At 72.9% G+C, this 19,448-nt stretch carries 15 protein-coding genes; 4 read left to right on the plus strand and 11 right to left on the minus strand.

The window, feature by feature from the left end:
* Positions 1-31: 31 nt before the first annotated feature.
* The 9 genes from ACIGQF_RS06605 to ACIGQF_RS06645 form a co-directional block, all read right to left on the minus strand.
* The gene (locus ACIGQF_RS06605) at positions 32-1,129 is read right to left on the minus strand and encodes a pseudouridine synthase (RefSeq protein ID WP_399706262.1); all 1,098 of its coding nucleotides are present in this window, start codon (positions 1,127-1,129) and stop codon (positions 32-34) included.
* Complete coding sequence (gene scpB / locus ACIGQF_RS06610; protein ID WP_399706265.1) at positions 1,129-1,863, minus strand: SMC-Scp complex subunit ScpB; 735 nt, start codon at positions 1,861-1,863, stop codon at positions 1,129-1,131. Before scpB ends, ACIGQF_RS06605 begins: the two co-directional genes overlap by 1 nt.
* Complete coding sequence (locus ACIGQF_RS06615) at positions 1,860-3,014, minus strand: segregation and condensation protein A (RefSeq protein WP_399706267.1); 1,155 nt, start codon at positions 3,012-3,014, stop codon at positions 1,860-1,862. Before ACIGQF_RS06615 ends, scpB begins: the two co-directional genes overlap by 4 nt.
* Positions 3,015-3,174: 160 nt before the next feature.
* Positions 3,175-3,759 (minus strand): hypothetical protein, encoded by a 585-nt coding sequence (locus ACIGQF_RS06620; RefSeq protein WP_399706270.1) that lies wholly within the window; start codon positions 3,757-3,759, stop codon positions 3,175-3,177.
* A complete protein-coding gene (locus ACIGQF_RS06625; protein WP_399706418.1) occupies positions 3,744-4,760 on the minus strand; it encodes a ParA family protein in 1,017 nt (338 codons plus the stop codon). Before ACIGQF_RS06625 ends, ACIGQF_RS06620 begins: the two co-directional genes overlap by 16 nt.
* Before the next feature lie 501 nt (positions 4,761-5,261).
* Positions 5,262-6,377 (minus strand): alanine dehydrogenase, encoded by a 1,116-nt coding sequence (ald, locus tag ACIGQF_RS06630; protein ID WP_361563597.1) that lies wholly within the window; start codon positions 6,375-6,377, stop codon positions 5,262-5,264.
* 167 nt (positions 6,378-6,544) lie between these two features.
* Positions 6,545-8,656, minus strand: coding sequence for a tetratricopeptide repeat protein (locus ACIGQF_RS06635; RefSeq protein WP_399706272.1), 2,112 nt, complete (start codon positions 8,654-8,656; stop codon positions 6,545-6,547).
* A gap of 206 nt (positions 8,657-8,862) precedes the next feature.
* Positions 8,863-9,489 carry an NUDIX domain-containing protein gene (locus ACIGQF_RS06640; protein ID WP_399706275.1) on the minus strand — a complete coding sequence of 209 codons (627 nt, stop codon included), beginning with the start codon at positions 9,487-9,489 and terminating at the stop codon, positions 8,863-8,865.
* 80 nt (positions 9,490-9,569) lie between these two features.
* Positions 9,570-11,246 (minus strand): CTP synthase, encoded by a 1,677-nt coding sequence (locus ACIGQF_RS06645; RefSeq protein WP_399706277.1) that lies wholly within the window; start codon positions 11,244-11,246, stop codon positions 9,570-9,572.
* A gap of 428 nt (positions 11,247-11,674) precedes the next feature.
* Here ACIGQF_RS06645 and ACIGQF_RS06650 point away from each other — a divergent pair, with 428 nt between their 5' ends.
* Positions 11,675-13,483 (plus strand): glycoside hydrolase family 15 protein, encoded by a 1,809-nt coding sequence (locus tag ACIGQF_RS06650; RefSeq protein WP_399706279.1) that lies wholly within the window; start codon positions 11,675-11,677, stop codon positions 13,481-13,483.
* A gap of 81 nt (positions 13,484-13,564) precedes the next feature.
* On the opposite strand, the gene ACIGQF_RS06655 is transcribed toward ACIGQF_RS06650, so the two are convergent.
* Complete coding sequence (locus tag ACIGQF_RS06655; protein WP_399706282.1) at positions 13,565-14,734, minus strand: beta-1,3-glucanase family protein; 1,170 nt, start codon at positions 14,732-14,734, stop codon at positions 13,565-13,567.
* 110 nt (positions 14,735-14,844) lie between these two features.
* Here ACIGQF_RS06655 and ACIGQF_RS06660 point away from each other — a divergent pair, with 110 nt between their 5' ends.
* The 3 genes from ACIGQF_RS06660 to ACIGQF_RS06670 all read left to right on the plus strand — a co-directional run bounded on the left by ACIGQF_RS06660 (position 14,845) and on the right by ACIGQF_RS06670 (position 18,142).
* Positions 14,845-15,888 (plus strand): LacI family DNA-binding transcriptional regulator, encoded by a 1,044-nt coding sequence (locus tag ACIGQF_RS06660; RefSeq protein ID WP_399706284.1) that lies wholly within the window; start codon positions 14,845-14,847, stop codon positions 15,886-15,888.
* A 75-nt stretch (positions 15,889-15,963) separates the two neighbouring features.
* On the plus strand, positions 15,964-17,589 hold the full coding sequence (locus tag ACIGQF_RS06665) for a PucR family transcriptional regulator (RefSeq protein ID WP_399706287.1): 1,626 nt from the start codon (positions 15,964-15,966) through the stop codon (positions 17,587-17,589).
* A 94-nt stretch (positions 17,590-17,683) separates the two neighbouring features.
* Positions 17,684-18,142 carry a DUF6234 family protein gene (locus ACIGQF_RS06670; RefSeq protein ID WP_399706290.1) on the plus strand — a complete coding sequence of 153 codons (459 nt, stop codon included), beginning with the start codon at positions 17,684-17,686 and terminating at the stop codon, positions 18,140-18,142.
* Positions 18,143-18,242: 100 nt separating this feature from the next.
* On the opposite strand, the gene ACIGQF_RS06675 is transcribed toward ACIGQF_RS06670, so the two are convergent.
* A complete protein-coding gene (locus ACIGQF_RS06675) occupies positions 18,243-19,367 on the minus strand; it encodes a glycosyltransferase family 4 protein (RefSeq protein ID WP_399706293.1) in 1,125 nt (374 codons plus the stop codon).
* Positions 19,368-19,448 lie beyond the last annotated feature (81 nt).

Here is a 19,448-nt window from a genome sequence, read left to right on the forward strand (position 1 = left end):
ACTGCCGGCGGCGGCCGTAGAGGCCGAGGGCCTACAGGTCGACCTCGCGCATCAGCATGCCGACCTCGGTGTTGGTCAGGCGGCGCAGCCAGCCGGACTTCTGGTCGCCCAGCGCGATGGGCCCGAAGGAGGTCCGTACGAGCTTGTCCACCGGGAAGCCGGCCTCGGAGAGCATCCGGCGCACGATGTGCTTGCGGCCCTCGTGCAGCGTCACCTCGACGAGGTAGTTCTTGCCGGTCTGCTGCACGACCCGGAAATGGTCGGCGCGGGCGTACCCGTCCTCCAGCAGGATGCCGTCCTTGAGCATCTTGCCGATCTCGCGCGGCAGCGGGCCCTGGATGGCGGCGAGGTAGGTCTTCTGCACGCCGTACCGCGGGTGGGTCAGGCGGTGCGCCAGCTCACCGTGGTTGGTGAGCAGGATGATGCCCTCGGTCTCGGTGTCAAGCCGGCCGACGTGGAAGAGCCGGGTCTCGCGGTTGGTGACGTAGTCGCCCAGGCACTGGCGGCCGTCGGGGTCCTCCATGGTGGAGACGACGCCGGCCGGCTTGTTCAGCGCGAAGAAGAGGTAGGACTGGGTGGCGACGGTCAGGCCGTCCACCTTGATCTCGTCCTTCTGCGGATCGACACGGACGCCCTGCTCCATGACGATCTGCCCGTTCACCTCGACCCGGGCCTCGTCGATCAGCTCCTCGCAGGCGCGCCGCGAGCCCATGCCCGCGCGGGCCAGCACCTTCTGGAGCCGCTCGCCCTCCTGGTCGCCGAAGGTCTTGGGGGTCTTGATCTCCGGCTTGTCGTACCGGGCGCGGTTGCGCTCCTCGATCTTCGCGTCGTACTCGCGGGGGCGGGCCGGCCCGGAACCGCGGCCGCGGGAGCCCTTGGCGCCCTTGCCCTCCTGGCTGCGGGGGCTGTTCTTCGCGCCGGTCTTCGGACCGCCCTTGGCGCCACCGCGGGCCGCCGCGCCGCGCCCCTTGCGGGGCCCGTCGCCGGGGCCGTCCGAGCCGGATCCGCCGACGTCGTAGCGGCGCTCCTCGGGACGGGGGCGGCCCGAGCGCTGCTGCTTGTCGTCGCGCTTGTTGCCCGCGCCCCGGTAGTTGCCCCTACCGCTGCTGTTCCTGCCGCTGCTTCGCATCAATGATCCGTCTGAGAGTCGCCGCTGTCGTCTACGTCGAACGACGGCACACCTTCCCGGGAGTCGCCCTCGACCGCGTCCGCCTCGGGGAGGAACGGGGCGAGCTCGGGGAGCTCGTCCAGGCCCCGCAGGCCCATCCGCTCCAGAAAGTAGTTCGTCGTCCTGTACAGGATCGCACCTGTTTCGCCTTCCGTGCCCGCCTCCTCGACCAGACCGCGCTGGAGAAGGGTGCGCATCACGCCGTCGCAGTTGACACCACGCACGGCCGAGACCCGGGACCGGCTGACCGGTTGACGGTACGCGACCACGGCCAGAGTCTCCAATGCGGCCTGCGTCAGCCGGGCCTGCTGGCCGTCCAGGACGAAGGCCTCCACGGCGTCGGCGTACTCCGGACGGGTGTAGAAGCGCCAGCCGCCCGCGACCAGCCGCAGGTCGAAACCGCGGCCCTGCCGGGCGTAGTCGTCCGACAGCTCACGCAGCGCGAGCGTCACGTCCCGGCGGCGGCGCTGCAGCACCTTGGCGAGGTGCTCCTCGGTGGCGGGCTCGTCGACGACCATCAGGACGGCCTCCAGCGCGGGCTTCAGGTCCAGCGCCGCGACCCCGAGGGCGCCGGGCGGCGCTTCGGGGGTCCCGGGGGCCTGTCCCTCGGGGAGGTCGTACGTGTCTTCGGGGGCCTCGGGGGCCTGTCCCTCGGGGAGGGCGTACGTCTCTTCGGTGGTACCGGGGCCGCTCATGCCGTCTCCGTCTCCTTCCGGTTCTTCTCGTCGGCCGGCTGCTCCGCCGGACGGTCGAACTCATCCGTGACGACGGGCTCGGCGCCGTCCTCCGTGCCGGCCCAGCGGACCATCAGCTCGCCCAGCGCCTCGGGCTGGTCCAGGACCACAGCGCGCTCCCGGTACAGCTCCAGCAGCGCCAGGAAGCGGGCGACCACGGTGAGCGTGTCCGGCGCGTCCTCGGTCAGCTCCTGGAAGGACGCCTCGCCCGCCGCGCGAAGCCGCGCCACCACCACCTCGGCCTGTTCGCGCACGCTGACCAGCGGGGCGTGGATGTGGTCGACGTACACCTGGGGCTTGGCCTTGGGCTGCATCGCCTTCACGGCCAGCTTGGCGAACCCCTCGGCCCCGATGCTGATGACGACCTCGGGCAGCAGCTCGGCGTGGTGCGGTTCGAGGCCGACGGTACGGGGGTAGCGGCGCGCCTCGTCCGCCAGCCGGCGGCTGAAGACGTCGGCGACCTCCTTGTACGCGCGGTACTGGAGCAGCCGGGCGAAGAGCAGGTCGCGCGCCTCCAGGAGGGCGAGGTCCGCCTCGTCCTCGACCTCGGCGGCGGGCAGCAGCCGGGCGGCCTTCAGGTCCAGCAGGGTCGCCGCGACGACCAGGAACTCCGTCGTCTGGTCCAGGTCCCAGTCCGGCCCCATGGCCCGGATGTGTGCCATGAACTCGTCGGTGACCTGCGAGAGGGCGATCTCGGTGACGTCCAGCTTGTGCTTGGAGATCAGCTGGAGCAGGAGGTCGAAGGGCCCCTCGAAGTTCTCCAGGTGAAGGGTGAACTTCCCGTCCCCGGCCACGGTGGCATCCGAGGGCGCGGCGGGCCCGTCCCCTTCGGAAGCGGCGGACCCGTCCCCCTCGGGCTCGGCGGGCTCATCCCCTTCGGAAGCGGCGGACCCGCCCTCCTCGGGCGCGGCGGGCCCGTCCGTTCCGGGCTCGTCCTCGGGCGCGGCCTCAGGGGCCTCGGCCGTGACAGCCTCCGGCTCCGGCTCGGGCTCGGGCTCCGAAGACTCGGGCGGGGCCGGCTCCGGGATCGGGGCCGTGCCCGGGCCGTGGCCCAGGGAGCGGCGCGGGGTGCGCGGGGCGGGCGCTGAGGGGTCGTCGTGGCTCGTCGGCATCGTGGTCCATACGCTGCGGTCCCGTGCCGCGCACGGCGCCGGGCTGGTCACCGGCGGGCGGCACCCGCCGGTGCCGGAAGGCTAACCCGCCGGGGCCCGGCGGGCGCGGACCCGGCCGCCCCGGCGGCCGGAGTTCCGCAGCATGGCCCTCAGGAGCCGCTCAGCGGCCCCTCAGACGCCGCACGAGGATGCTGGCGTCCCCACGGGACTCCAGGTCCGCCAGGACGACCGCGACGGCCTCCCGGACGATCCGGCCGCGGTCCACCGCGAGCCCGTGTTCGCCGCGCAGGACCAGGCGCGCGTGCTCCAGGTCCATCAGCTCCTCGGCGGAGACGTACACGGTGATCTTCTCGTCGTGCCGTTCCCGGCCGCTGGGCCGGCGGTTCGCGCCCCTGCCGCGTCGCCGGGCGGGGCTTCCCGAAGCCGGCGCCCCCGCGGCAGCGGCCTCCTGCCGGCGGCGCTCCTTGGCGGCCTCGTCGGCCGTGTCGCGACCGCTGTGCTGCTCCGCGGGCGCCGCGGCCCCGGAAGCCGCGGCAGCGGGTTCGCCCTCCGGACGGCGCTGCGCGGCGCTGCCCTGCTGCGGCGCGGCCGGGTCGGCCTCGCCGCCCGGCGCGGGCACCCGGGGCACCTCACCGTTCGCGGGGGTGCCGTTCGCCGGCCGGCGGGGCGAGGAGGACTGCAGCGCCGTCCCCCCGGTGGTGCGGAACAGCTCATCGGCGCCGGGCAGACTCACTCGGCGTGACACCGGGCGAGCACCTCCCTGGCGAGCTGGCGGTAAGCGGCGGCACCCACGGAGTTGGAGGCGTACGTGGTGATCGGCTCGCCCGCGACCGTGGTCTCGGGGAAGCGGACCGTCCGGCCGATCACGGTGTGGTACACGTGATCGTCGAAGGCCTCCACCACACGCGCCAGGACCTCGCGGCTGTGCACGGTGCGCGAGTCGTACATCGTGGCGAGGATGCCGTCCAGCTCCAGGTCGGGGTTGAGCCGCTCCTGGACCTTCTCGATCGTCTCGGTCAGCAGCGCGACACCGCGCAGCGCGAAGAACTCGCACTCCAGCGGGACGATGACCTTGTGAGCCGCCGTCAGCGCGTTGACGGTCAGCAGACCGAGCGAGGGCTGGCAGTCGATGACGATGTAGTCGTAGTCGGCCAGCAGCGGCTTCAGGGCGCGCTGGAGGGTCGACTCACGGGCCACCTCGCTGACGAGCTGCACCTCAGCGGCTGACAAATCGATATTGCTGGGGAGCAGGTCCATGTTGGGGACCGCGGTCTTCAGCAGTACCTCGTCGGCCGACATGCCCCGCTCCATGAGCAGGTTGTAGACCGTCAGGTCCAGCTCCATGGGGTTGACGCCGAGGCCGACCGAGAGGGCGCCCTGCGGGTCGAAGTCGACCAGCAGCACCCGGCGGCCGTACTCGGCGAGCGCGGCACCCAGGTTGATGGTCGAGGTCGTCTTGCCGACCCCGCCCTTCTGGTTGCACATCGCGATGATCTTCGCCGGGCCGTGCTCGGAAAGCGGCCCGGGGATCGGGAAGTAGGGAAGGGGCCGGCCGGTCGGGCCGATGCGCTCGCGGCGCTGGCGCGCGGCGTCCGGCGCGAGCGTCGCCGCGTACTCGGGGTCCGGCTCGTACTCCGCGTCCGGATCGTAGAAGTGCCCCTCGGGCAGGTCGTCGTAGTCGGCGAAGCGGGCCGGGTCTGTGCCGCCCTGGTCGCCGGCCATGGCGTTCACTTGATGGCCGTCCATGCTCTGGTGGGCTGTCGTCGTCATGCTCTTCTGGGCTGCGAAGGTGTGGACAGCGACGGAGCCGACAGCCTCGTGCCCCGAGGGACCCTGGCCCCGTGCAACCGCTCCTGGTCGACCACCTCCGGGAGTAAATGTCGACTCATTCACAAGTCGTCTTACCTCCTTGGATGTGACCAGGAAACTTATCGATAGGTCAGCGTGACACCATGCCGACGGTTGGCGACTCTATGGCGTGTCGGGCGTCCGCAGCAACACAATCCACCGGACCCGGCACGATGTGTCGGCAATGGAACACCCCGATGTCAAGGGCGCGCGGCACACATCCGTGAGGTTTCGGGGGTGTGCGAAAGGGTCGAAGAGAGACGTTCGTTACGAGTTGCGGAGGGCTCGGCGGAGGCCCGTCACGGACGGGTTCGGAAATCTGTCGCAAACGCGACCGGCCGGGCCCGAAAGTCTCAAGGCCCGGCCGTGCGCGTGGTGTTGACGCGCCGTGTTGACGAATCAGCCCAGCAGCGTGCTCAGCTCGACGGACTCCAGGCCGTGCGCCTCGGCGACCTCGGCGTAGACGACCTTGCCGTCGTGGGTGTTGAGACCCTTGGCCAGCGCGGCGTCCCGGCGGAGCGCCTCGACCCAGCCGCGGTTGGCCAGCTCGACGATGTAGGGCAGCGTCGCGTTGGTGAGCGCGTGGGTGGAGGTGTTCGGCACCGCGCCCGGCATGTTGGCGACGCAGTAGAAGACCGAGTTGTGGACCTGGAAGGTCGGCTCGGCGTGCGTGGTCGGACGCGAGTCCTCGAAGCAGCCGCCCTGGTCGATCGCGATGTCGACAAGGACACTTCCGGGCTTCATCTTGGCGACGAGCTCGTTGGTGACCAGCTTCGGGGCCTTGGCGCCCGGGATGAGGACGGCACCGACGACGAGGTCGGCCTCGACGACGGCCTTCTCCAGCTCGAAGGCGTTGGAGACGATCGTCTGCACCTTGGTGCCGAAGATCTTGTCGGCCTCGCGGAGCTTGTTGATGTCCTTGTCGAGCAGCGTGACGTGAAAGCCGAGACCCACGGCGATCTGCACGGCGTTCCAGCCGGAGACACCACCGCCGATGACGACGGCCTTGCCCGCGTGGACGCCGGGGACGCCGCCGGGCAGCACGCCGCGGCCGCCGGCCTGGCGCATCAGGTGGTAAGCGCCGACCTGCGGGGCGATGCGGCCCGCGACCTCGGACATCGGGGCCAGCAGCGGCAGCGCGCGGTTGGCGGTCTCGACGGTCTCGTAGGCGATCGCGGTGGTGCCGGACTCCAGCAGGGCGTCCGTGCACTCGCGGGAGGCCGCCAGGTGCAGGTAGGTGAAGAGCGTCTGGTCCTTGCGGAGCCGGTGGTACTCCTCGGCGATGGGCTCCTTGACCTTCAGCAGCAGGTCGGCGGTGGCCCACACCTCGTCGGCGGTCCCGAGGATGTTCGCGCCGGCGCCGACGTACTCCTCGTTGGTGATGGAGGAGCCGAGCCCGGCGTCCTTCTCGACGAAGACCTGGTGGCCGTTGCGGACGAGCTCGTGGACACCGGCAGGCGTGATAGCCACCCGGAACTCGTTGTTCTTGACCTCGCGGGGGATGCCGACCTTCACGTCGATCACGGTCCTTGAATGAGAGCTTGCAGAGAAATATCCGCTCATACAGACGCATGACGGATGTGACCGCGAGAGCCGCGGCTCTGCCAGTCTATTGAAGGAGCTCTTGTTGTCTAGCCTTGCAAAGCAATTAGTTTTCCGTGAACCGCCATCGATTTCGTAGGTCAGGCCGGGTGGTCTGCGAGGAGTCCCTCTCCCAGGCCCCTGTGCAGCCTTGCCGCCGCCGGATCGCCGAGCCGTTCGAAGGTGTCCGCAATCCGCAGCTGGAGCGCCGCCTCCAACCGCCCGTCCGACGCCTTCCTGGCCAGCTCCAGCGCCTCGAAGCAGGTCCGCAGCGCCTGCTCGGGCCGCCCGGCGTACTCCTGCACCCGCGCCGTCTCCCCCATCGCGCGCGCCAGCCCCACGGCGTCACCGGCCCTGCGGTACGCCCCGTGTGCGGCCCGCCACTCGCGGAGCGCCTCGGCCCAGCGGCCCGCCTGCGTGTGCACCGCGCCCAGCCGGCCGTGCAGCCGGGCCGCCTCGGCCGTGTGGCCGCGGGAGAGCCGCAGCTCCAGCGCCCGCCCGTACCAGTCGGCGGCCCGGTGCCAGTCCGCCAGCTCGGCGTACGTGGCGCCCAGCGACTCCAGTGCGCGGCCGGTCGCCACCGCGTCCTTCACCGCGCGGGCCGACTCCAGCGCGCCCCGGTACCGGCTCAGCGCTTTCTCCGACCGGCCGGACTGGGCGTCCAGGTCGCCGAGGTTCAGCAGCGCCGCGGCCTTCTCGCGGGCCAGGGCGCGCCGCTCGGCGACCTCCAGGACCAGGAGGTGCAGCCCGTACAGGTCGGGGGCCGCCGACTCGGCGTTCTCGTGGGCGAGCAGCGCCCGTACCAGCGCGGCCATCAGCCGCCGGTCCAGCGTGTCCAGCTCACCGTCCGCGACGGCGATCCGGGCCGAGTCCAGCAGGGCCGGGCGGCGGGTGCGCAGCCAGGCCGCGGCCTCGGGGACGGACCCGAAGCGCAGCGACCGCGGCAGCCCGGAGGTCCGTTCGCGGGCCGGGGACCCGGCGGGCTCCCCCATCGCCCGGCAGGACACCAGCTGCCGTACGGTGCGCTCCAGCATCCGGGCGCGGGAGAGCTGGATCTCGGCGGGGCGCTCATGGGCCTGGAGCCGGGCGCGCAGCAGCGGTGCGAGGCAGCCGGGCACCCGGTACTGCGGCGGGAGCGCGGCCATCGGGTCGGGCCCGTCGGCCGAGGTGTCCTCGTCCCCGGCGGCACCCTCGGGCGCCACCGGTCGGAGCGCTCCCATGGCCGCGAAGTCCCGCAGGGTGGATTCGGCGGCCTCCACCGAGCAGCCGGCCAGCGCGGACGCCGTGTGCGCGTCGACGAGGCCGGCCGGGGCGAGGGAGAGCAGCCGCAGTATGCGGGCGGCGGGCGCCGGCAGCCCTTCGTACGCCATCCGGAAGGCGCGGGACAGCGACCGGGGCACCGGTACCGCGTCCTCCTCGCCGGGCGGCAGCAGGAACAGCGTCCGCCGCAGGTCGGAGAGGGAGGACTTGGGGTGGGTCGCGAGCCAGCCGCCGGCCAGCACCAGGGCGGCGGGCTGGCCGCCGCAGTCCTGGACGACCTGCTCGGCGGTGCGCGGGTCGACGGTGATCCGGACGCTGCCCGCGTACCGGGTGAGGATCTCCACCCCGGCCGCGGTGTCCAGGCCGCCGAGGGTGCAGGGCCGGACGTCGGTGATGCCGGTCAGCGGCCCTTCGGAGACGCCGAGGACCAGGCAGCCCGGGGCGTCCGGCAGCAGCGGGTAGACCTGCTCGGCGCCGGCCGCGTCGTCCAGCAGGAGCAGCGCGCGCCGGTCGGCCAGCGCGCCGCGCAGCGCCTCGGCCAGCTCGTCCTCCTCCGCGCCCGCCGGCACCCGCTCGCCGAGCTGGGTGAGCAGGTCGCGGGCGACGGACGCGGTGGGCACGGGCCGGCCGTCGATGGTGCTCAGCCGGCAGCGCAGCACGCCGTCCGGGTAGTCGCCGGCCAGCTGCCGGGCGAGTTCGGCGGCCAGGGCGCTGCGGCCCGAGCCGGGCCGGCCGGCGATCAGCAGCACCCGGCTGCGGGCGCCCTTGCGGCCGGAGAGGGTGTCCAGTCCGGCGCGTTCGATGTCGCTGCGCAGGGCCGCCAGTTCGCGGCTGCGGCCGGCGAAGAAGGGCGCAGGCGGGGCGGCCGCCGGGGCGCCGGTCCGGCCCGCTCCTCTTCGTCCGGCCCCCGACGCCGTCACCGACCGTCCGGTGTCCACCGCCTGCTCCGCCACGGGCCACGCTCCCGTTCACTTGCGCGCGTACGAGCCGGCCGCCTGTACGGCCGGGATTTGTCGAGCGTAGTTCACGGGAGGCGTGGATCACGGCGGACATACCGTGTAAATCTGACAAAAATGGGAGACAAGATTCCGGTAAGGTCCCGCGGTGCTCCCGGGAACCTTCCGTCACTCGGGGAACGGGCCCGGGAACGGACCCGTCGTCACGGCTGGAACGGGCGGGCCGGCCAGGGCGCCTCGGCCGGGCGCAGCGCGTCCAGGCCGTCACCCGACTGCGCGGCCAGCAGCGACAGCACGCCGACGACCAGGCAGTTGTTGTGCAGCTCACCCGCCAGCACGCCACGCGCGAGGTCGGCGACCGGCACCCGCGCCAGCTCCATGTCGGCCTCTTCCTCCTCGACCTCGAAGCGCTCCCCCTCCGCCTCGGACAGGTTGCGGGCCAGGAAGATCCGTACGGCCTCGTCGCAGCCGCCGGGCGTGGTGTAGACGTCGGTCAGCACCCGCCAGTCCTCGGCCTTGACGTGCGCCTCCTCGTACAGCTCGCGCTGGGCGGCGTGCAGCGGGTTCTCGCCCGGGATGTCCAGCAGGCCGGCCGGGATCTCCCAGAGCTTGTGCCGTACCGGGTGCCGGTACTGGCGCAGCACCAGGACCCTGCCCTCGCCGTCCAGGGCCAGAACGGCCACCGATCCGGGGTGGACCTGGTAGTCCCGCTTCACGGTGGACCCGTCCGGCATGACGACCTCGTCCGTGCGGACGCTGGTCTTGTTGCCGGTGAACGGGGTCGCCGTCGCGGTGATCCGCCACTCCTCGGGGGTGTCCTTGATGGCCATGCGATCCTCCCAAACAAGCAGAAACCGGGGTACGGGCCGCAAAGCCCGCACCCCGGTAACCGTATCGGTCGGCCGGTTCTCTACTTACCGGCGGCCTTGCCGGTCTTCCGCGCCTCTTCCTGCCGCTGCACGGCCGCCTTCACCAGGCCCGCGAAGAGCGGGTGCGGGCGGGTCGGGCGGGAGCGCAGCTCCGGGTGCGCCTGCGTGGCGACCAGGTAGGGGTGCACCTCGCGCGGGTACTCGACGTACTCCACCAGCTTGTTGTCCGGGGAGACGCCGGAGAACAGCAGGCCCGCCTTCTTCTCCAGCTCACCGCGGTAGGAGTTGTTGACCTCGTAGCGGTGGCGGTGGCGCTCCTCGACGTACTGCTCGTCGCCGTAGACCTCGCGGACGATGGAGCCCTCGGCGAGCTTGGCCGGGTACATGCCGAGCCGCATCGTGCCGCCCATGTCGCCCTCGCCGGCGACGATGTCCAGCTGCTCGGCCATGGTCGAGATGACCGGGTCGGCCGCGGCCGGGTCGAACTCGGTGGAGTTCGCGCCCTTGACACCCGCCAGGCTGCGCGCCGCCTCGATGACGACGCACTGCAGGCCCAGGCAGATGCCCAGCAGCGGGACCTTGTTCTCGCGGGCGTAGGTGATGGCCTCCAGCTTGCCCTCCACGCCGCGCTCGCCGAACCCGCCGGGGATCAGGATGGCGTCGCAGTCGCCGAGCTGCGCCTGGGCGCCGGCCGGGGTGCGGCAGTCGTCCGAGGTGACCCACTTGATCTTCACGCGGGCGCGGTTGGCGAAGCCGCCGGCCCGCATCGCCTCGGAGACCGAGAGGTAGGCGTCGGGCAGGTCGATGTACTTGCCGACCAGCGCGACCTTGACCTCGTGGTCCGGGTTGTGGACGCGGTCCAGCAGGTCCTCCCACTGGGCCCAGGCCACGTCACGGAACGGCAGGTCCAGCTTGCGGACGACGTAGGCGTCCAGGCCCTCGGTGTGCAGCACCTTGGGAATGTCGTAGATCGACGGCGCGTCCTTGCAGGCCACGACGGCGGCCTCGTCCACGTCGCACATCAGCGAGATCTTGCGCTTGATGGAGACGGGCACCTCGCGGTCGGCGCGCAGCACGATCGCGTCGGGCTGGATGCCGATGTTGCGCAGCGCGGCGACGGAGTGCTGGGTCGGCTTGGTCTTCAGCTCGCCGGACGGGCCGATGTACGGGAGCAGCGAGATGTGCACGACGAAGACGTTGTCCCGGCCGACCTCGTGGCGGACCTGGCGCACGGTCTCCAGGAACGGCAGCGACTCGATGTCGCCGACCGTGCCGCCGACCTCGGTGATGACGACGTCGACGTCGTCGGTCGCCATCCGCCGGATGCGGTGCTTGATCTCGTTGGTGATGTGCGGGATGACCTGCACGGTGTCGCCCAGGTACTCGCCGCGCCGCTCCTTGGCGATCACGGTGGAGTAGACCTGGCCGGTGGTGACGTTCGCGGAGCCGTCGAGGTCGACGTCCAGGAAGCGCTCGTAGTGGCCGATGTCCAGGTCGGTCTCGGCTCCGTCGTTGGTGACGAACACCTCGCCGTGCTGGAAGGGGTTCATCGTGCCGGGGTCGACGTTGAGGTACGGGTCCAGCTTCTGCATCGTGACCCGCAGGCCCCGCGCCTTGAGCAGCGCACCCAGGCTGGAGGCGGTGAGCCCCTTGCCGAGCGAGGACGCGACGCCCCCGGTGACGAAGATGTGCTTGGTCGTCGATGATTTGGGCGGCATGGCCAAGAGGAAGCTCCCGTGGTCGCGAAGTGAAAAGCGGAGCGGCGCGATCCCGGATTCCACGGGGTGCCGTCGCTGCGGTCGGGGGGTTCCGGGTCTTTCTTCCGGCCCACCGGTCCACGGGGTACCAGGCTATCAGCGACGGAGCGTGGTCGCTCCCGCCCGCGCGGGGCGGAATGGATCGCTCCCCGTATCCGGGGCCCGACGTGACGGAGGCCACCCGTTCGGCCCAGCTCCGGAAAGCGGAGGGCCGCGCGGATCTTCCGTACGCGTCGTATCCTGCTCGGGCACTCGCGCAGAGCCGTCCGGAACGGCACCGTCCCGACCCGCACACCGGACCAGCAGCTCGGCGGGGTTCTCAACTGAGCAGGACGGAAGACCGACACGTCCCACGGGGGGCGTCACCCCAGTTCGAACGGGAGTTGTACGTGGCCGGGCGCATCGAGGACTACGCACTCATCGGCGACATGCAGACCGCCGCACTCGTCTGCCGGGACGGCACGGTCGACTGGCTGTGCCTCCCCCGGTTCGACTCGCCCGCGGTGTTCGCGGGCCTCCTCGGCACCGAGGAGCACGGCTTCTGGCGGCTGGGGCCGGCCGCGGAAGCGGAAGGCGCTCCGGCGCCCTCCGACCGCCGCCGGTACCGCGGCGACTCGCTGATCCTGGAGTCGGAGTGGGAAACCCCCGACGGCACGGTGCGCGTGATCGACTTCATGCCGCCGCGCGAGGGCGCCCCGCAGCTCATCCGCATCGTGGAAGGCGTCAGCGGCCGGGTGCCGATGCGCTCCTCGCTGCGGATGCGCTTCTCCTACGGCTGGGTGGTGCCGTGGGTGCACCAGGTCGACGGCCGCACGGCCGCCGTCGCGGGCCCGGACTCGGTGTGGTTCGACACCACGGCCGAGACCCACGGCGAGGACCTGACCACATACTCCGACTTCGCGGTCGAGGCCGGGCAGCGGATCACGTTCACCATGAGCTGGCAGCCCTCGCACCACGAGCAGCCGCCGCTGCCCGAACCGGAGAACGCGCTCGCCGCCACCGAGGACTTCTGGCGCGAGTGGGTCGCGCAGTGCACGTACCACGGCCCCTACCGGGACGCGGTGATCCGCTCGCTGATCACGCTGAAGGCGCTGACCTACGCGCCCACCGGCGGCATCGTCGCGGCCCCCACCACCTCCCTCCCCGAGGACATCGGCGGCTCCCGCAACTGGGACTACCGCTTCACCTGGCTCCGGGACGCCGCGATCACGCTCTCCTCACTGCTGCGCACCGGCTACCGCGACGAGGCACGCGCCTGGCGCGAGTGGCTGCTGCGCGCGGTGGCGGGCGACCCGGAGAACCTGCAGATCATGTACGGCATCGCCGGCGAGCGGGAGCTGGGCGAGAACGAGCTGACCTGGCTGCCGGGGTACGAGAACTCGCGGCCGGTCCGGGTCGGCAACGGCGCCGCCGGCCAGCTCCAGCTGGACGTGTACGGCGAGGTCATCGAGGCGCTGCACCTCGCGCACATGACGGGCCTGGCCCGCAACGACTACGCCTCACTGCTCCAGCTGAAGCTGATCCGCTGGGTGGAGCAGCACTGGGACGAGCCGGACGAGGGCATCTGGGAGGTGCGCGGGCCGCGCCGGCACTTCGTGCACTCCAAGGTCATGACCTGGGTCGCGGTGGACCGCACCATCAAGCTGATGGAGTCCGGGGACGTCGAGGGCCCGCTGGAGCGCTGGAAGGAGCTGCGCGACACGATCCACCGGGACGTGTGCGAGAAGGGCTACGACCCGGAGCGCAACACCTTCACCCAGTCCTACGGCTCCAAGGAGCTGGACGCCTCGCTGCTGCTCATCCCGCAGATGGGCTTCCTCCCGCCGGACGACAAGCGCGTCATCGGCACGATCGAGGCGATCCAGCGGGAGCTGGCCACGCCCGACGGCTTCATCATGCGCTATCCGACCTCCGCCGACGCCGGCGAGGAGAACGTGGACGGCCTGGAGGGCGACGAGGGCGCGTTCCTGGCCTGCTCGTTCTGGCTCGCCGACGACCTGGCGATGATCGGCCGGGTCGAGGAGGCTCGCAAGCTCTTCGAGAAGCTGCTCTCGCTCCGCAACGATCTGGGGCTGCTGGCCGAGGAGTGGGACTCCGAGTCCGGCCGCCAGGTGGGCAACTTCCCGCAGGCGTTCAGCCACGTCCCGCTGATCGACACGGCCCTGCGCCTGACGGCCAGCGGGGCGTACGGGGGCTGAGCGGCCCGCGCACGACGAACAGGGCTCCGGCCGTGTGCCGCTGCGGCACGGCCGGAGCCCTGGCTCATGGGGCCGCGCCGGTCAGAACGGCGTCAGCGTGAGCGTGAACTTGCTGGGCGCGCCGTCCTCGATGTACGAGGCGAAGCCGGCGACGTCGTCGAAGGCGAAGCCGTACGCCTTGCCGTCCTGCGTGGCGTCGTGCATCACCCGTGCGTAGTGGTTGGCGAGCTTCTGCTGGTAGAAGGCGGCGGGGTCGGTGGTGGGCTGCTCGGCGTGCGAGGTGAGGGTGGCCCGGTTGAGCGCGGCGCCGAGGATCGCGGCGACCGGGCCCGTCGTACCGTCGTTGGGCGCGGCGAGCTTGCCGTCGCAGAAGAGCACGTCCTTGGTGCTCGGCTTGTCGAAGGAGACGGACGCCGGGCCGGTGAAGGACAGCTTCCCGCCGGAGGTGCGGCCGGTGAACGTCCCGGCGTTGGTGGTGATCTTCAGGTCCTTGGACTCGTAGGCGGCCCATGCCTCGTCGATGGCGGCGGCCAGGTAGTTCTCGTCGAACCTCCCGGCACCCAGGCCGTGTCCGGGGGCGATGACCCGCTTGTCGTCGATCACGAGCTTGCCGAAGCCCTCGACGCCCGCCAGGTCGGAGAAGATCTTGTCCCGGGCGCCGTCCTTCAGCAGCCCCGCCGTCTGGTCCTTGGCACCGGTCAGCTTGATCGCCAGCGGCACGCTGAACATGTCCACCATCGTGGTGTTGCAGTACATTCCGCCGTCGTTGTAGGTGAACTCCGCGCAGTCGTGCAGCACCCCGAAGTTGGGGTCGGAGTCCACCCAGCCCGCCGGATAGGCGAGCGCGGCCTTGCCGTTGCCGTCCTCGACGGCCTTGAACTTCAGCTTGCCGCCCAGCGAGGTGTAGATCCGGCCTGACATCTTCGGCAGCGTGAGGGCGGTGGTGCCGCTCCCGGCGAGCGGTATCGCGTAGTCGGTGAACCCGTCCGAGCCGTTGTCGGAGACCGCGACCGGCTTCAGTTCGCCCTCGGGCGTGACGCGGACCTGCTGGCTGCCGTCGTTGCCGACGATGTAGACGTACACCGATGAGTTGCCGAACTCACCGGAGTTGTTGACGATCTCCAGGGGGAGCCCTGCGGCCTTGGTGCGGACCGGTGCGGGCGCTCCGATGGCCCGGCCGGCCAGGGTGAGACCGGTGCCGGCGGCGGCGCTCGCGGCGAGACCGCCGAGCAGGGCGCGACGAGAAATCATGAGACGGCTCCTTGTGGGGGGAGGGGTGAGAGCGCTCTCACATGAAGTAGGGTCACCCTGCCCACTTCTGGCGGTACCGTCAACCCACCGCGAGACGAGAGGAGTTCGAGATGTCCGTGTCCGGCGGCCCACGGCCGACCCTGGAGGCGGTGGCCGCGCTGGCCGGCGTCTCCCGCGCCACCGTCTCCCGCGTCGTCAACGGCGGCCCCGGCGTCCGCACCGAGATCCGCGAGAAGGTCCGGCAGGCCGTCGCCGAGCTGGGATATGTCCCCAACAGCGCGGCGCGCTCGCTCGTCACCCGGCGTACCGGAGCCGTCGCCGTGGTCATCGCCGAGCCCGAGACCCGGGTCTTCTCCGACCCTTTCTTCGCCCAGCAGCTGCGCGGCATCGGCCGTGAACTGGCCGCCGCCGACACCCAGTTGCTGCTGCTGATGGTGGAGAGCGACCGGGACCACGAACGCATCGGCCGCTATCTCTCGGGCGGGCACGTCGACGGCGCGCTGATGTTCTCGCTGCACAGCGCCGACCCGCTGCCCGCGATGGCCGAGGCCTCGGGGCTGCCCACGGTCTTCGGCGGCCGCCCTGACTGGACGGCCGCCGGACCCGCCGGTGCCCGGCCGCTGTACGTCGACACCGACAACCGTGACGGCGGGCGGCAGGCCGTTCGCCACCTCCTCTCCCGGGGCCGGCGCCGCATCGCCGTCATCACCGGCCCGCTGGACCAGACCTCGGCCCAGGACCGGCTGGACGGCTACCGCGAGGCGCTCGGCGGGCCGGGCGCGCCGGGCGTGGACGAGCGGCTGATCGCCGACGGCGGCTTCACCGCGGAGGGCGGCGAGCGCGCCATGGCCGCGCTGCTGGACACCGAGCCGGACCTCGACGCCGTTTTCGCCTGCTCGGACCTGATGGCCACCGGGGCCCTGCGTACACTGCGCAGCCGCGGCCGGCGGGTCCCGGAGGACGTCGCGGTGGTCGGCTACGACGACCTCGCCCCGGCGGCCTGGGCGGACCCGCCGCTGACCACGGTCCGGCAGGACGTCCAGGAGATGGGCCGCCTGATGGCCGGCCTCCTGCTGCACCGGCTGGCCTCCGGCGGCGAGGACCTCTCCCCCGTCGTCACCCCGGCCGAGCTGGTCGTCCGCGAATCGGGCTGACCGGCCCGGGCGCACCGCTGCGACCAGGGCTCCCGTGGCGGCGGGCGCCCGCCGCTCCGGGTAGCGTTCGACGCCATGGGGCCGGAAGTGATGAGCGAAGCCGAGATCACGGTGCGCAGGGCGCTGGAGCTGCCCACGCTGCGGCGCGGGCTGCCCGAGGTGATCACGGGTGAGGACGGGCTGGACCGCGCGGTCCGCTGGGTGCACGCCGGCGAGGTCCCCAACATCGCCTCGTTGCTCAAGGGCGGCGAGCTGCTGCTGACCACCGGCCTCGGCCTGGGCGCCCGCCCCTCCGAGCAGCGGGCCTTCGTGCGCAAGCTCGCGGACCGCGGGATCGCCGCGCTCGTGGTGGAGCTGGGCGCCCGTTTCGAGTCGCTGCCCACCGCGCTGGTCGAGAGCGCCCGCGCCTGCGGCCTGCCGCTGATCCAGCTGCACCGCGAGGTGCCGTACGTCTCGGTCACCGAGGAGATCCACACCGAGATCGTCAACAGCCACTACACGCTGATGCGCCGCGCCGACGAAGTGCTGCGCCGCTGTACGGACGTCCTGCTGCGCGGCGGCGGCGCCTCCGAGGTGCTGCGTCTGCTGGCCGCCTTCACCGGCAACCCGCTCTGCCTGGAGGCCCCGGACGGCAGCCCGCTGTACGCCGCGGGCCCCGACGACGGCGGCGCTGCCGACGCCGACCCGCTCCAGGCGTGGGAGGGGCTGCGCGAGAAGGGCCTGCGGGTGGACGTGCCCGGCGGCGGCCACGGCCCCGACGCCGTACGGGCCCGGCTCGTCCTGCTCCCCGTCAACGCGGCCCTCGCCCCCGTCCACCGCATCGCCGCCGAACGCGCCGCCGACCTGCTCGCCGTCGTCATGCTCCAGTCCCGCCAGGAGGAGGGGCTGGCGGCGCGGGGCCGCGGCGACTTCCTCGCCGACCTCGCCGAGGGCCGGATCTCCGCGGCCGAAGCGCCCGGCCAGGCCCGGCTGCTGGGCTTCCGGTCCGGTGAGGCGGCGCTGCTGCCGGTGGTGATGCGGCTGCCGGCCGGGCTGCCCACGGCGGCCGGCTGGGCGCTGCTCGCCCAGGCGCTGCGCGAGGAACTGGCCGCGCTCGGCGCGCCCGTGCTGCTCGGCGTGCGGCCCGTGGAGGGGCGGGTGCCGCTGGTGGCCGGGGTGCGCGAGGGGCAGGACCGGGACGGCGTGGCCGACCGGATCGCGGACGCCCTGCGGGCCGGCGTCGTACGGGCCGGCCTGGACCGGCCCGCGGCACAGCGCCCCGTCGTCGTGGTCGGCGTACCCGGCGACTGGGCCGCGACCGGGCCCGGTCTGCGACACGCGGCCGAGGCAGCCGCCGCGGCCCAGGGGCTGCCGCCGCGGACCTGGTACGACGCCCGCCGCCTGGACATCGAACTGCTGCTGTGGCGGATGCGCGAGCACGGCGAGGAGGGCATGCTCAGCGACTTCGTGGAGCGGGCGATCGGCCCGCTGCTGGCCCACGACCGCACCGCGCGCCAGCCGCTGCTGCCCACCCTGGAGGCGTACCTCGCCAGCGCGGGCCGCAAGGCCGAGACCTCCCGCGACCTGAACGTCAACCGCCAGACCCTCTACGACCGGCTCGCCCGGATCTCCCAGCTGCTCGGCACCGACCTGGACGACCCGCAGACGGTGCTGGGGCTGCGGCTGGCGCTGCACGCCCGGCGCCACACGGAACGCGGCTAGCGGTACGCGGGCGTCGGCCGGGGCCGGGGAGACGCGTGCGGGCTTGAGTATCCGTACTCAGGCGGGCGCAGGCCCCTCGCGCGACACTGCTGCCATGGCCGCCGCCTCCGCCCCCGCAGCGCCCCGCTCCCGGCGCCTCCACCCGTTCGCCGACGTCCTCCTCGCGCTGCTCCTGCTCGCGGTGGACGCGGGGCTGGTGCTGGCCATCTGGTTCGCGGCGGGGATGTACGCCTGGGGGCACGGCGGCACGGGGGACGACTTCGCCGCGGCCACGGAAGCCACGGCGCGGGCCACGGCAGGCGGCCTGATCGCCGTCATCGTCCTCGCGGTGCTCACGGCCCTCGCCTCCTACGGCCTCTTCCGCACCCGGGCACCGATCGCCGCGGTCGCCCAGGCCCTGGCGGCCGCCCTCCTCACACTCGGCGCGCTGGCCGTTGCCGCACTTGAGTACCGCGACGCACACCGGGAAACCGTCCCCACGTCCGAGTACCGGGGTCCCGTCGGCTGCCGCAGCGGCGACGGCAACGAGGAATGCCGCGACACGGGCGGCTGACCGGCGGCCGGTTTCCCGGTTGGTTTCCGGGGGCCGGCCCGCGGCCGGTCGCCGGCGCCCCTCGGCCCCGGGCCTGGTGCAGGTTGCGTAGCCGCCCCGCTCAGTCCCGGGCCTGCTGCAGTTCGTCGTAGACGCTCAGGACCTGGGCGACCGTGTCGTCCTCGGTCGGCCAGTCGGCGGCCTGGGAGCGGCCGGCGGCGGCGAGGGCCGCTCGCCGGGCCGGGTCGTCGAGCAGTTCCACGACCGTGCGGGAGAGCGCCGCGGCGTCGCCGTACGGGACCAGTTCGGCGGCCCGGCCGACCAGTTCACGGGTGCCGCCGGCGTCCGTGGCGACCAGCGGGACGCCGGCGCGCAGCGCCTCCTGGGCCAGTACCGACCGGGCCTCCCAGCGCGCCGTGGCCAGCACCAGGTCGGCGGCGGCCAGCAGCCCCGGCACGTCGTCGCGGCGCCCGAGCAGCAGTACCGGCAGTCCCTCCGCGTCGATCCGCTGCTGGAGCGCGGGCCGGAGCGGCCCCTCGCCGGCGACGACGACCAGCGGCTGCGGGTCCGGCCCGCACCAGCCGTGCGCGGCGTCCAGCAGCATCTCGTGGCCCTGGTGCGCGTCCAGCCGGCCGACGGTGACCAGCAGGGGCCGCCCCAGCGCGCCCAGTTCCGCGCGCCGCTTCTCGCGCCTGGCCAGCTCCCGCGCGTACTCCTCGTCGGTGCGCGGGCGGGGGCCGGCCGGCGGTGCCAGCCGCGCGTCCCGGGCGCCCCGCTCGCGGGCCCGGCCGACCAGTTCGGCGCAGGAGCCCAGCACCACCGCCGAGGCCCGCGCCACCCGGCGTTCCAGCAGGCGCGTCACCCGGGCCCGGGCACCCTCGCTGTGCACCTTGGTGTGCCAGGTGACCACGAGAGGGGCGCGCCGGCCGCGCAGCGCGAGGGAGGCCCGCAGCCCGGCGTGCAGCCCGTGCGCGTGCACCACGTCGGCGTCCGCGCAGGCGGCACGGAGCGCGGCGATGCTCCCGGGATCCGTGCGTGGCGGGATCCTTTCGAAGCGGGCCCCCACGCCGGAGAAGTCGTACGTGTCCTCGGCGTCGGGCGCGGCGCAGACCGTCACCCGCACCCCGCGCGCGACGAGCCCCGCCGACAGCGCGTGCACATGGGCGGCGCTGCCGGCGCTGCCGCGGCCCAGCACCTGGACGGTGCGCAGGGAGGGCGCGGGCGGCGGGGCGGATGTGCTGCTCACGGGGGCGGGGGCTCCTGGGTCGGCGTGCGGTGGTGGGGCGGGCGGGAGCGCCGCGCCCAGAATGCCAGTCCGTGCCGTCCG

The sequence above is a fragment of the Streptomyces sp. NPDC053560 genome, assembly GCF_044544605.1.
Classification (GTDB): Bacteria; Actinomycetota; Actinomycetes; order Streptomycetales; family Streptomycetaceae; genus Streptomyces.

What these genes read in the sequence shown, in the direction of transcription:
- ACIGQF_RS06605 (WP_399706262.1), bottom strand. Translation starts at nt 1,129, where the DNA reads ATGCGAAGCAGCGGCAGGAACAGCAGCGGTAGGGGCAACTACCGGGGC.
- scpB (WP_399706265.1), bottom strand. Translation starts at nt 1,863, where the DNA reads ATGAGCGGCCCCGGTACCACCGAAGAGACGTACGCCCTCCCCGAGGGA.
- ACIGQF_RS06615 (WP_399706267.1), bottom strand. Translation starts at nt 3,014, where the DNA reads ATGCCGACGAGCCACGACGACCCCTCAGCGCCCGCCCCGCGCACCCCG.
- ACIGQF_RS06625 (WP_399706418.1), bottom strand. Translation starts at nt 4,760, where the DNA reads ATGGACGGCCATCAAGTGAACGCCATGGCCGGCGACCAGGGCGGCACA.
- ACIGQF_RS06640 (WP_399706275.1), bottom strand. Translation starts at nt 9,489, where the DNA reads ATGGCCATCAAGGACACCCCCGAGGAGTGGCGGATCACCGCGACGGCG.
- ACIGQF_RS06645 (WP_399706277.1), bottom strand. Translation starts at nt 11,246, where the DNA reads ATGCCGCCCAAATCATCGACGACCAAGCACATCTTCGTCACCGGGGGC.
- ACIGQF_RS06655 (WP_399706282.1), bottom strand. Translation starts at nt 14,734, where the DNA reads ATGATTTCTCGTCGCGCCCTGCTCGGCGGTCTCGCCGCGAGCGCCGCC.
- ACIGQF_RS06660 (WP_399706284.1), top strand. Translation starts at nt 14,845, where the DNA reads ATGTCCGTGTCCGGCGGCCCACGGCCGACCCTGGAGGCGGTGGCCGCG.
- ACIGQF_RS06665 (WP_399706287.1), top strand. Translation starts at nt 15,964, where the DNA reads ATGGGGCCGGAAGTGATGAGCGAAGCCGAGATCACGGTGCGCAGGGCG.
- ACIGQF_RS06670 (WP_399706290.1), top strand. Translation starts at nt 17,684, where the DNA reads ATGGCCGCCGCCTCCGCCCCCGCAGCGCCCCGCTCCCGGCGCCTCCAC.